This is a genomic window from Citricoccus sp. NPDC079358, from assembly GCF_040702545.1.
Classification (GTDB): Bacteria; Actinomycetota; Actinomycetes; order Actinomycetales; family Micrococcaceae; genus Citricoccus.
Genome location: NZ_JBFBLI010000002.1, coordinates 63167 through 75781, shown reverse-complemented (window position 1 = coordinate 75781; position 12615 = coordinate 63167). Strand labels below are relative to the sequence as shown.

Genomic DNA, 12615 nt, shown 5'->3' with positions numbered 1-12615 from the left:
TTACCAGGGACGCTTCTGCGGGTCTTCGGGGAAGACGTCGTAGTTCTGCGGTTCCTGGTCGCTCGGCGGCACGTTGTATTTGGTCAGCAGGTAGGACAGTACCTCGGCGGCGGTGTCCTCCACCTGCCAGGTCTTCCAGTCGCCCTGCGGCCGGTGCACGGAGATCGCCACGACGAACTGTGGATCGTCGAGGGGGGCCACCCCGGCGAAGGAGGTGGTGTAGCCGTTGTAGCCGCCCACGCCGGCGGCCTCGCCGGTGCCGGTCTTGCCGCCCACCCGGTATCCGGGGATCTGGGCGGGCCCGGCGGTGCCCAGTTCGACGACGCCCTCCATCAGGCGGAGCATCTCCTCGGAGGTCTCCTCGGAGTAGATCCGGGTGCCCTCGTCTTCGGGGAGGACGTTCTCCGAGCCGTCGGCGTCGATGTAGGCGTCGATCAGCTGGGCCTGCTTCTCCACCCCGCCGTTGGCGACCGTCTGCAGGATCTGCGCGAGGTGCAGGGTGGTCTGGGTGTAGCCCTGGCCGAACATGGTGGTGAACCGCTGGCGGCCGTCCCACTGGGAGGGTTCCACCAGGATGCCCTTGTTGCTGCCGGGCAGGCCGACGTCGATGTGCTCGCCGACACCGAGCTGCTTGAGGTAGTCGTAGCGGACCTCATCCTCGACGGTCTGGGCGACCTGTACGGTACCCGTGTTGTAGGACCGGGTGAAGATGCCCGCCGTGGTCATGTCGTAGGTGTCGTGGGGCATGGAGTCGTTGATGACCTGGCCGTCGAACTCCTGCTTGTTCGGGACCGTCCAGGTGTCCGTCGGTGAAATGCCGCCCCGCTCGAGCGCCGTGGCGAAGGTGGAGATCTTGCCGGTGGAGCCCGGCTCGTAGGACTGTGTCAGGGATGTCGGCCGCCAGAACAGGCTGTCCGTGGCCGAGGGGTCCGAGGGGTCCACGGTGGTGGAGTCGGCCATGGCCACGATCTCGCCGGTCTTGGCGTTCATCACGGTGATGTTGCCCCAGTCGGCGTTGTAGGACTCCGTCTTGCGGGAGATCGCCTCCTGGGCGAACCACTGCACGTCCTGGTCGATCGTCAACCGCAGGTCCTGGCCGTCCTCGGCGGGGGTCTCGGAGAACTCCGCGTTGGGGATGCGCACGCCGTCCGCCGCGATCTCGTAGGTCCGCTTGCCCTCGGTGCCCGAGAGGTGTTCGTCCTGGCTCAGCTCGAGGCCTTCCAAGGGGATGCCGTCTCCCCCGAGGAAGCCGAGGATGGATCCCGCCACCGAGCCGTTCGGATAGGAGCGTTCGGACACCGGTTCGGCCAGCAGGCCGGGGATCCCGATCTCCATGGCCTGTTCCTTGACCTGCGGCGTGATGCCCTTCATGACGACCTTGTAGGGACGGTCACCTACCATCCGCTCACGCAGTTCTGCGGCGTCCACATTGAGGATGCCGGAGAGCTCCTGCAGGGAGTCCTCCAGGGCCACGTCCTCCATGGCGTTGGTGTCGTCGTTCCAGGTGCGGTAGTCCTTGACGAGCCGCTGGTCCGCCACCAGGTCGTAGCGGTCCACCGAGGCGGCGAGCACACGGCCCTGGGAGTCGAGGATGGAGCCGCGCTCCGGCGTGATCGAGACCGAGCGCAGCCGCTCCTTCATCGCCTCGGAGGCATGGCCCGATGCATCGACACCCTGGATCACCACCAACCGCAGTGCCAGCACCACGAGCAGGGCCAAGGCGATGAGGATGCCGAGCCGCAACCGACGCCCGCTGGCGTCCACGGTGGCGCCGGTTCCGGCTCCGGGAGTCCTGGCCATCTACGGTGTCCTTCCTGCCCGGTGTCGGGTGCGGTGCTCGAGGGGTCTTACGGGTGGTCGGTCAGGGCGTGTCAGGTCAATTGCCGCTGGCGGAGAACTCCGGAGCAGGGATCGTGCCGCCGTTGAGGCTGTCCGATCCTCCGTCCGCGCTCTCCTGCGCGGGGCTGTCGGCCGCGTCCGCCGGACCGTTGCCGGTGGCGTCCGCTCCTGACGGGGCGGGCAGATCAGCGAAGGCGCCGGCGCCGACGGGGGCCTCCACCGCCTCGGACGGTTCAGCCTCCGCCTCGGTCGAGGCCGAACTGGCAGCGGCGGCTGCGGCCTGCTTCTCGGAGGGGCTGGCGGGGGCGGCCACATGGCCGCTGGGCTTGTCCTCGGCGTCGGCCGCGGTGGCAGTTCCGGTGACCGCACCGTTGGACAGGTCGATCGACGCGACGTCTCCGGGATTGACCATGCCCAGCTTCGTGGCCTCGGCCGCCAGGTTCTGGGGCGCTTCCAGGTGTTCGACCTGCTGCCGGAGCAGCTCGTTGGACTGGCTCAGGTCCAGCTGCTCGTTCTTGAGCGAGACCATCTCGTACTGGCGGTTGGACACCGTGATGTTGGTGACGAGGACGGCCATCAGGGCAGCGACCAGGACGGCGATGCAGAGCCCGGCGAACCCGCGGCCGGACTTGCGGATGGGAGCGGGGACGAGCGCCAACGGGGTGCGCCGGCGCGGCGAGGCGTCCTGGCCGGCATCACCGCCGGGCTGCCGTGCGGGCCGGATGACGGGTTGCCAAGGAGCAGCCTGTCCGATCTGCGGAGCGGTGCTCTCGCGGGTCTGGACGGGCTGCTGCATGGCGAGTCGCTGCTGCGTTGCGGTCATGCTTTGCTCCTTGATGCTCTGATCTTCTCAACTGCTCGCACTTTTGCTGAGGAGGCGCGAGGGTTTTGTTCAATTTCTTTCTCGGTGGGTTTGTCCACGCCCCGGGTGACGACCTTGACCACGGGAGCGTGCTCCTCGAGTTCGATCGGGAAACCGGGGGGCGCCGTCGAGGTGGCATCGGCCATGATCGCCCGCTTGGTGATCCGGTCCTCGAGAGAGTGGTAGCTCATGACGACCAGTCGGCCACCGACGGCCAGGTGCCGCAGCGCCGCCGGGAGCGCGTCCTCGAGGACGTCGAGCTCCTCGTTCACCTCGATCCGCAGGGCTTGGAACGTCCGTTTGGCCGGATGACCACCGGTCTTTCCGGCCGCCACGGGGACTGCCCCGCGAATGACCTCGACGAGGGGACCGGTGGAGGTGAAGGGCGACTCGGCCCGGGCTTTGACGATGGCGGAGGCGATCCGCCCGGCGAACCTCTCCTCGCCCCAGGCTCGGATGATCCGCCGCAGCCGATCCTCGTCATAGTCATTGACCACGTCCGCGGCCGTGATGCCGCCCGTGGTGTCCATGCGCATGTCCAACGGCGCGTCGTACGAATAGGCGAAGCCCCGGCCTCGTTCGTCCAGCTGGTAGGAGGAGACTCCCAGGTCGTAGAGCATGGCGTCAGCCTCGTGGAAGCCGCCGGCGGCCAGCGCGTCGCCTACCTCGTCATAGGTGCCGTGCCAGGTGTGCAGGCGGTCTCCGGCCCAGGCCAGGCGCTCGGTGGCGAGGCGGAGGGCCTCGGTGTCACGGTCGATGCCCACGACGACGGCATCCGGGTGACCCTGCAGGATCGCCTCGGCGTGGCCGCCCATGCCCAGGGTTCCATCGAGGTAGACCGGCGTGCGTCCGGCCCGGCGGGCGGCTTCGAGGCCCGGCGACATCAGGTCCAGGACACGGTCCTGCATCACGGGTACGTGCCGGTCCTGTGCCGGAGTCGGTTCGGTGGCCACGCGTTGCCGCCCCTTCCCTCGCTGATGGATGTTCCGGTCCCTTAAGTGACAGGCGGACCCTTGGATCAGATCCCCATCCGCTCACCGGTTCCGTGCCTGGCCCGGGGGAAGTCGGGTCAGGTCCGGCCGAGGGCGGCTGGAGGTCTCATTCAAGAATCCGCGCTGTGTGGTTATGCTCCCGGGTCTCCTAGAAGATCCCGGGCAGTACTTCCTCGTCAGTTTCGGAGAACGCGTTCTCCTGCTCCTCCAGGTAGGAGGACCAGGACCCGGCATCCCAGATCTCGGCCCGGCTGCCGGCACCGATCACGGCGAGCTCCCGGTCCAGTCCCGCATAGCTGCGCAACGGGGCCGGGATGGTGATGCGCCCCTGCTTGTCCGGCGTCTCGTCCGAGGCACCGGACAGGAACACACGGATGTAGTCCCTGGCCTGACGTGAGGACAGTGGTGCCGACCTCATCTGCTCGTGAACCTTTTCGAACTCACGGGCACTGAAGACGTAGATGCAGCGCTCCTGCCCTCGAGTGAGGACCAAGCCCTCGGCCAGCTCCTCGCGGAACTTGGCCGGAAGGATCAGCCTCGCCTTCTCATCCAGGCGCGGCGTATAGGTCCCGAGGAACACGACCCACCGCCTTTGCCGTCTGAGAGGTGCGCGTGACCCTCCTTCTTCACCACCATCCTCTGATGTCCTCCACTTTACCCCACAACTCCCCACGGTCAAGCCAAAACGGGGTGGGAGGCACGGTGTGGCGTGGTGTCACGCACGGCTACCGTGACGTTGCGACCCGGACACCCTCCCTTGTCATCACGCGGATCCACGGCCAGGAGATGGCGCATCACTCCCCCTCACGCTCAGCCGGGGAGGAAGGTGGAGGACGTGGAGGGGATTCTGCGGCTTCGACACCTGCCCACGGCCGTCACGGCGGCCCACTCCCCCGCATGGGGTGGAGTGGGCCGCCTGAGCGCGCCGGGGAACGACGTGGGGAGGAAAGTGGGGAATGCTGCGGGGAGGGACATGGAGAGCGCCGTGGAAGGCCCATCGTCGAGGACGCGGACTCTCGACACGGCCTGGCTAACCGGTTTAACGACGAAACCCCGCCGCTGAGCGACGGGGTTGCGGTGCCGGGCACGCCGTGGCGTTCCGGGATGATTCACGACTGTTCAGCGCACGATCAGGGTTCTTGGTTGCGGCGGTCCTCCCACCGCTGCTCCAGATTCGCCATGAAGGGGGAGTTCTTCTTGGCGGTGGCGGAGTCATGGCCCCGCCCACGCGTGGATTGCCGTGATCGGCTCGTGGCCACGTAGACCCCGGCCGCCATGACAATGAACCCGATGATGCCCAACCAGATGAACTGTTGGGAGACGCCCCATAGGAGGGCCCCGAGTCCCACCGCCGCGGTCACCGCGCCGGCCACCAATCGGGTGGTCGAAAAACGAGAGGTACCCGCTTCACTCATGCTCGTGGCAAAGTGCGGGTCCTCTGCATTCAGCTGTTGTTCCAGCTGCTCAAGGAGCTTCTGCTCCCGCTCAGACAACGGCATCGCTGCCTCCTCTTCCGGCCCGGGCCTTCCCGTCCGTCTAGCATAGGGCTCGCCCGGGCCCCCACGCCATATCGGTGACGCCTCTTGACCGTCTTGATACGAACAGTTCCGCGATCAGCGAATATCCTTGCGCTGCGTCAGCCCCGTTTCCGGCGCGTTCCGGTCCACCAGCGTGGCGGGCTTCAACGCGGCGTGGGGGAATTTGCGGCGGATGTCATCGGCCACCCGATCCGCCTCGGACCAGTCTGCCGGAGGGCTCTCGTCCTCCCACAGCAGCGCCTCCTGCAGCACCTTGTCGGCACCGGCCAACCGCTCCGCGCGGATCCCCAGCAGGCGGACCGGGAGGGGCCGACCGTCCAGGAGACCGGCCAGGAGTGCTTCAGCGGCCTCGGCGAGGGGCCCGGCGGAGTCCACGGGCGCCGGCAGCGTCATGGTGCGGGTCTGGACGGACAGGTCCGGCGCCTTCACCTTGACGCTGACCGCCCCCGCACGAAAGCCGGCGCGGCGTAGCCGGATGGCACCCTCATGGGCCAGCGCCACCAGGTGCCGATGGAGGTCGGCCGGGTCGCGGACATCCTGCTCGAAAGTCTTCTCCACCCCCAGGCTCTTGGTCTCCCGTTCGGGTGTGACGGGGCGGGGGTCGATCCCCCGGGCCAACTGCAGGAGTACCGGGCCCTGGACGCCTAGCCACCGTTTCATTCGCTGCGGGGCCTGGGCGGCCAGGTCGCCCACCGTGGTGAGGCCGGCCGCCACCAGTCGCTCACCCAGGACTGGCCCGACGCCCCAGAGGGCGGAGACCGGTAGTGGGTCCAGGTAGGTGCGGGTCTGTTCCGGTGGGACCACCACCAGTCCGTCGGGCTTGGCCCGCGTGGAGGCGATCTTGGCCACGGACTTGGTGGACGCCGCACCCACGGTGCAGGGCAGCCCCGTCCGTTCACGGACCTGCTCCCGGATCAGGGCGCCGATGCGCGCGGGTGAACCGAGCCGGCGTCGTGCCCCGGAGACGTCCAGGAAGGCCTCGTCGATGCTGAGCTGCTCCAGGACCGGAGTGAAAGACTCCAGGATCCGCATCACGTCCGAGGAGGCCGCGGCATAGCGTTCGTGCCGGGGCTCCACCACGGCGACGCCTGGGCACAGCGCCTGGGCGTGCGCCAGGGGCATGGCCGAGCGGACTCCGAAGGCGCGTGCCTCGTAGGAGGCGGACAGGACCACCGATCTGCCGCCGCGGTGTGCGACGAGCGACGGGATTCCCGCTAATTCCGGGTGGTCGAGCAACTCCACCGACAGGAAGAAGGCGTCCATGTCCACGTGCAGGATCACCGCGTCCCAGGAACCATCCGATCCGCCGGTCTCGGCGGACGCCAGGGTCCTGCGCTCTGTCATGGGACCAGCTTAGGGCCCGCGGCCACCGGTAGTCTGAGCACGCCGCCGAACCACCCCCAGGAGCCCAAGGAGCACCGTGCCCGTCCCCCCTTCCGTCCCCCAGACCACCGATGTCGACCGCGAGTCGGCCTTCGTCCAGGCCGTGGGGGTCCGCATGGTCGAGCTGTTGGACGGGTACCGTGCCCGCGCTGCGGCGATCTCCGACTCCGCCACCCCTTTGGTGGAGTCGATCGCCGGACTCGTCCGCGGCGGGAAGAGGATGCGGGCCGTGTTGTCCTGGTGGGGATGGCAGGGCGCCGGCGGCCACCCCGATGATCCGCTCATCCTGGATGCGGCCGTGGCACTCGAGTTGTTCCAGGCCGCAGCCCTGATCCACGACGACATCCTCGATCGGTCCGACACCCGCCGGGGAGCCCCCAGCATCCACCGTGCCTTCGAAGCCCGGCACCAGCAGGCGGGTTGGCGGCAGGACCCGGGTCATTTCGGGGTATCCGCCGCCATCCTGACGGGCGACCTGTGCCTGTCCCTGAGCGAGGAGGTGTTCGCCTCCGCCGCCGATGCCTCCACGAACCCGGCGGGCGCGCGAGGCCTGTTCAACGAGATGCGGTTCGAGGTCATGGCCGGCCAGTACCTGGACATCCTGGACGAGGTCGAGGTGCCGGGCCAGGACCCGGCCGAAGCCCTCCAGCGCGCTCGCACGGTCCTGCGGTTCAAGTCCGCCCGGTACTCCGTGGTCCACCCGCTGGGCCTGGGTGGGATCCTGTCCGGCGCGGACGGGGACCTCCTGAAGCACTATGGCCGGATCTCCGCGCCCCTGGGTGAGGCGTTCCAGCTGCAGGACGATCTGCTCGGGGTCTTCGGGGACCCCGCGGTGACCGGGAAGCCGGCCGGGGACGATCTGCGCGAGGGGAAGCGCACCGAGCTGGTGGCACACGCCCTGGACCTACTCACCCCCAGCCAGGTGGCAGAAGTGGAGGCAGCGCTGGGCGATCCGGAACTGACCCCCGAGGCCGTGTCTCGGATCCAGATACTGCTGGAATCAGGAGGCGCCCGCGCCCGGGTGGAGCGCGAGGTCCTCGACCTCGGTGATGCTTCTCTGGCCGCCCTGGTCGAAGCGCCCATGGACCAGGGCGCCAAGGTGGGGCTGGAGCGCTTGGCCCGGCAGATCCTGGACCGGAAGCACTAGTCTCCGGCCGGCGGGCTGAGGGCTACCAGGCCAGCGCCTGCGCCCTCCGGCGTATCTCCGTCTTGCGACCTTCCCGCAAGGCGTCGATCGGGCGGCCTGGGAGGGACTCGTCCGGCGTGTAGAGCCAGCGAATGGCCTCGTCATCCGAGAACCTGGCGTCCCTGAGGACCGAGATGGTCCCCTTCAGTGGCTCCAGGGGCCCGTCCTCCACCAGGAAGAGCGCCGGAATGGCGCGGGCGTGACGTTCACCGACCTTGGCGGTCAGCAACCGTCCGTCACTGACCATGTTGTGGACCCGAGTGACCGGGATGTCCCATTTCTCGGCCAGGTCGGGAAAGAACTCCCAGTCCTGCACCAGGTCTTCGAGCGTCGGCTCCTGCGATGCGGCGTTGTTGCCTGCGGCGGTATTCACCCGTCCAGCCTAACGACTGACGCGGCGGCCTGGGACACCCCGTCCCCATGGGCGGCTGCCGGGACTGTCCACGCGCAACGCGGCCACGTTGCCGAATCGTTACCGTCTAGATTCCCTTCCGTAACTACCTTCAGGTACGTTTACATCTGTCACATTTTCATTACAGGCATCATCAGACGCGGTTTGTCATTCTGTTCACACCCGTGACAGGAGCAGCCTCGGTGGTGCAGCACCTTCAGAGGAAACCCACATGACTGATCGCCCTTCCGGCACGCCACGCCTGTTGAAGTCCGCCCTGGCCACGTCGACCCTGCCGCTCATGGTGCTGGGCTCAGCCGCCCTGGCCACGCCGGCGGTGGCCGACGCCCCCCGTCAGGCGCTCACCCCCCGGTCCGCCTCGCCCGTGAACATCGAGACGGCACAGGTGCGCCTCTCCTCCGCATCACTGGCCTCCAGCGTTCCCGCCTCCTTCTCCGGCACCGGTGCCGTCAAGACCGCCAAGGCTGCCTCCAGCTACACGGTCAAGGCCGGGGACACCCTGTCCCACATCGCCGTACGCCACGACCTCTCGCTGTCGGCACTGCTGAAGGCCAACGGCCTCTCGGCGTCCACGATCATCCACCCGGGCCAGAAGATCACGCTCCCGGGCTCCGCACCGTCGTCCTCCACGTCCGGCCAGACCGCATCCAGCGGCACCACCGCCCAGACCTACACCGTCAAGGCCGGGGACACCCTGTCCCACGTCGCCGTGCGCCATGACCTCGCCCTTTCGTCCCTGCTGACGGCGAACGGCCTCTCGGCTTCGTCGATCATCTACCCGGGCCAGAAGCTCAAGCTCTCCGGCGGCGCCACGGTGGCTCCGGCCTCGTCCGGCGGTTCCACCGCCGGCGCCTCGACCACCGGAGCTTCGACCACCGCCAAGACCTACACGGTCGTCTCGGGAGACACCCTTTATGGCATCTCCTCCCGCCACGGCGTCAGCCTGTCCACCCTCCTCAAGGCCAATGGAATCGCCGCCTCCTCCACCATCTACCCGGGCCAGAAGCTCAAGCTCTCCGGCAGCGGCAGCACCCCTGCCTCCCCGCCGGCCGGCTCCCCGGCCGGGAACGCTGCGGCCTCGTCCTACACGGTGAAGTCGGGCGACACCCTCTCCGGCATCGCATCACGGAACGGCATCAGCCTCTCCGCCCTGCTGAAGGCCAATGGCCTGTCCTCGACGGCCACCATCCACCCGGGACAGAAGCTCAAGCTCTCCGGCAACACCACGGTTGCCCCTGCCACCTCCGGCACCTCGGCAGGCAGCACCGTGCAGTCGTACACCGTCAAGTCCGGTGACACCCTCTACGGCATCGCATCACGGAACGGCATCAGCCTCTCCGCCCTGCTGAAGGCGAACGGCTTCAGTGAGACGGCCACCATCCACCCGGGACAGAAGCTCAAGCTCTCCGGGTCCGGGTCATCCGCCGCCCCGGCCGAGGACGACCTGGTCCCGAACACCTTCCTGCACTACACCTACCCGGACCACATCGTCCGCGACGCCAACGAGAACAAGCGGGCCCTGCTCAATGCCGGAGTGCCGTCCCGTTCCCAGATGCAGGCGATCATCGCGGACACCGCCCGTCAGATGGGCGTCGATCCGTCCCTGGCCTTGGCCCACGCCTTCACCGAGTCCAGCTTCAACCACGCCTCGGTCTCCCCGGCCAATGCGATCGGCGCCATGCAGGTCATCCCGAGCTCGGGCGACTGGGCCTCAGACCTGGTGGGACGCAAGCTCAACCTGCTGGACCCGCACGACAACGCGACGGCCGGCGTCGCGATCATCCGCCAGCTGCAGCGCACTGCCGGGTCCTTCGACATCGGCGTAGCGGCCTACTACCAAGGACTGGGCGGTGTGCAGCGCAACGGCATGAAGTCGGACACCAAGGATTATGTGGCCAAGGTCAAGAACTACATGAAGCGCTTCTGACCCTCTGGTCCCCGGACCGGACGCTGGGCCGGTCTACCCTGTAGTGGTGAAGGAATACCGCGCCGACCCCATGAACGGGACCGTCATCGAGGGACGGTACGAGGTCCGAACCCGGCTGGCCCGGGGCGGCATGTCCACGGTGTACCTGGCGGTGGACCAGCGCCTGGACCGCGAGGTCGCGCTCAAGGTCCTCTACCCCCACCTCGCCGAGAACCCCGACCTGGTTGAACGGTTCGAGCAGGAGGCCAAGACCGCGGCCCGGCTCTCCCACCCGCACGTGGTCAACGTGCTGGACCAGGGCGTGGACGAGCATCCGGACGGAAACCTCGCCTATCTCGTCATGGAGTACGTGCCGGGCTACACATTGCGCACGGTCCTGGAACGGCGCAACTCCATGACCCCCCGTGTGGCGTTGGCCTACCTGGAGGCCATCGTCGACGGGCTGGCGGCGGCCCACCGGGCCGGCCTCGTCCACCGGGACATGAAGCCGGAGAACGTGCTGGTGTCCCGGGACGGTCGCATCAAGGTCGCCGACTTCGGCCTGGCCCGCGCCACCACCAATTTCACCGGGACGGGCGCTGCCCTGGTCGGCACCGTCGCCTACATCTCTCCGGAACTGGTCAGCGGCTCCCCCGCGGATGAACGCAGTGACGTCTATGCCGTCGGCATCATGGCGTACGAGATGCTGGCCGGCCGCCAGCCCTTCACCGGGTCCTCCCCCATCCAGGTGGCCTACCAGCACATCAACAACGAGGTGCCCGCCCCGTCCGAGGTGGTCCCGGGACTGGCCGCCGAGCTGGACCGGCTGGTGCAGTGGTCGACGGCCCCGAACGCACGCGATCGCCCGGCGGACGCCGCCGTCCTCCTGGCCGAGATCCGCAGTCTCCGCTCGTCCCTCCCGGATGAGGACCTTGATGTCGAGGCACCCGCGGCTGCCGGGGCTACAGCGGCCGCCGCCGGCCCGGCCGGCACCGAGGTGCTGGGCTCTCAGGGGTACCACCACGAAGCCGAACTCCGTGACCCCCAGGATGCCGACGACGGCGACGATGTTGGGGACGACGGCGAGTCCTGGGACCATGACGCCACGGACGTCATCGGGTCCGTGGACCACAACGATTCCACCGACGTCCTGGACCCCGGGGCGACGACGTTCTTGCCGCCGGCCGGACACCACCGCACCTCGGTGCTGCCCACGCTCCAGCCGGACGGGCCCGGTGCGCCACCCGCCGAGCCCACCGACCGGTCCGACTCGTCGGGCTCGTCCGGAGCACCCGTCCTCGACGCACCGACGACGGACCAGACTGGCAGGGCGGGCACGACCGGCAGACCGAGCCGGACCGGGCGGACCGTCAGGGCACCAGGCCGTTCCGCCTCTGCGCGCCAGGAGCGGCGCCAGGCAGCCCGCCAGGCGAAGATTCCCACGGAGGTCCTCGGTCACCGCAGCGGCAGGCGCATGTGGATCTGGGCCGCCGTCGTGCTCATCATCACGGCCATCCTGGTACTGGCGGGCTGGTTCTTCGGTGCCGGCCCCGGGGGCGTGGTCACTGTCCCGGAGGTGGAGGGCCGCAGCAAGGTATCGGCGGTGGATGCGCTCCGGCAGACGGGAGTGGGCTATGCCCTGGCCAGCGTGCACCATGACGTGGTGGCCGAGGACAGCGTGATCGCCACCGATCCCCAGGGGGGAACCGAGGTGAGGCGGTTCAACACGGTGCTGGTCACGGTGTCCTTGGGACCTGAACTCTTCGAGGTGCCCGATCTGACCGGCCTGGAGCAGGACGAGGCCGAAGCCACCCTCCAGGACGCCGAACTGGCCTTGGGCACCGTGACCCACGAATACTCTGACACCGTGGAGCAGGGCTCCGTCCTCAGCCAGTCCCCCGCCGCCGCGCACGAGCTGCGCCGCAACCACGCGGTCTCCGTCGTCGTCTCGGAGGGGCCTCAGCCGGTCGCCGTCCCGGACCTGTCCGGGATGACGGTGGAGGAGGCCGCGTCCGAGCTGGAGGCGGTCGGCCTGCAACTGGAGGTCCGCGGCAGCGAACATTCCGCCTCCGTCGAGGCGGGCCGCATCATCACCCAGGACCCGGCCGAGGGCGACGTCCTGCCCGGATCAACGGTCACGGCGGTCCCATCACTGGGGCCAAAAATGATGGCGGTCCCAGATGTCACCGGCCAGTCCCAGGGTGAGGCGCGCCGTCAGCTCGAGGAGGCCGGCTTCGAGGTGGAGGAGACCGAGATCCTCGGTGATTTCTTCGGCAGCCGAGAGGGCCGGGTCCGGAACCAGTCACCGGAGTCCGGAGCCGAGGCGGCCGAGGGATCCACGGTGCGGATCCTCATCCTCTAGACGCTATGAGGTGAAGGGAGGTCGGGACCTGCACTGTTCAACATTGCGTGGGTTGCCGGCCGTGCTTCCCTTCCCGGTCGCCCGGTGACGGGGATTGACTGGTAGTGCCACAGTTGAATCTTTGGGAGGTCCCGA

10 protein-coding genes are annotated in these 12615 nt (G+C 68.5%); 3 read left to right on the top strand and 7 right to left on the bottom strand.

Translation table 11 applies throughout. The features are described from left to right. From AB0333_RS02810 to dinB, 6 genes are all read right to left on the bottom strand, one after another. Window positions 1-1800: a penicillin-binding protein 2 gene (locus AB0333_RS02810; RefSeq protein ID WP_366217249.1), complete on the bottom strand. Its 1800-nt coding sequence runs from the start codon at window positions 1798-1800 to the stop codon at window positions 1-3. A gap of 76 nt (window positions 1801-1876) precedes the next feature. Beyond that, entirely contained in the window at window positions 1877-2662 is a 786-nt protein-coding gene (locus tag AB0333_RS02805) for a hypothetical protein (RefSeq protein WP_366217248.1), read from the bottom strand. After that, complete coding sequence (gene rsmH, locus AB0333_RS02800) at window positions 2659-3654, bottom strand: 16S rRNA (cytosine(1402)-N(4))-methyltransferase RsmH (RefSeq protein WP_366217247.1); 996 nt, start codon at window positions 3652-3654, stop codon at window positions 2659-2661. Before rsmH ends, AB0333_RS02805 begins: the two co-directional genes overlap by 4 nt. A gap of 187 nt (window positions 3655-3841) precedes the next feature. After that, window positions 3842-4273 (bottom strand): division/cell wall cluster transcriptional repressor MraZ, encoded by a 432-nt coding sequence (gene mraZ, locus AB0333_RS02795; RefSeq protein ID WP_115931494.1) that lies wholly within the window; start codon window positions 4271-4273, stop codon window positions 3842-3844. A gap of 550 nt (window positions 4274-4823) precedes the next feature. Then, window positions 4824-5192 carry a DUF3040 domain-containing protein gene (locus tag AB0333_RS02790; RefSeq protein WP_366217246.1) on the bottom strand — a complete coding sequence of 123 codons (369 nt, stop codon included), beginning with the start codon at window positions 5190-5192 and terminating at the stop codon, window positions 4824-4826. A gap of 114 nt (window positions 5193-5306) precedes the next feature. Continuing rightward, window positions 5307-6575 carry a DNA polymerase IV gene (gene dinB, locus AB0333_RS02785; protein WP_366217245.1) on the bottom strand — a complete coding sequence of 423 codons (1269 nt, stop codon included), beginning with the start codon at window positions 6573-6575 and terminating at the stop codon, window positions 5307-5309. A gap of 76 nt (window positions 6576-6651) precedes the next feature. Between dinB and AB0333_RS02780 the strand changes: the two genes are divergently transcribed. Continuing rightward, window positions 6652-7761 carry a polyprenyl synthetase family protein gene (locus tag AB0333_RS02780; RefSeq protein ID WP_366217244.1) on the top strand — a complete coding sequence of 370 codons (1110 nt, stop codon included), beginning with the start codon at window positions 6652-6654 and terminating at the stop codon, window positions 7759-7761. 22 nt (window positions 7762-7783) lie between these two features. Here the strand turns inward: AB0333_RS02780 and AB0333_RS02775 are convergent, their stop codons facing one another. Beyond that, window positions 7784-8173, bottom strand: coding sequence for an Rv2175c family DNA-binding protein (locus AB0333_RS02775; protein ID WP_229672587.1), 390 nt, complete (start codon window positions 8171-8173; stop codon window positions 7784-7786). A gap of 250 nt (window positions 8174-8423) precedes the next feature. Between AB0333_RS02775 and AB0333_RS02770 the strand changes: the two genes are divergently transcribed. Further along, complete coding sequence (locus tag AB0333_RS02770; protein ID WP_366217243.1) at window positions 8424-10139, top strand: LysM peptidoglycan-binding domain-containing protein; 1716 nt, start codon at window positions 8424-8426, stop codon at window positions 10137-10139. A 46-nt stretch (window positions 10140-10185) separates the two neighbouring features. Next, window positions 10186-12480, top strand: a complete 2295-nt coding sequence (locus tag AB0333_RS02765; RefSeq protein WP_366217242.1) for a PASTA domain-containing protein — start codon at window positions 10186-10188, stop codon at window positions 12478-12480. The last annotated feature ends 135 nt before the right edge of the window (window positions 12481-12615 follow it).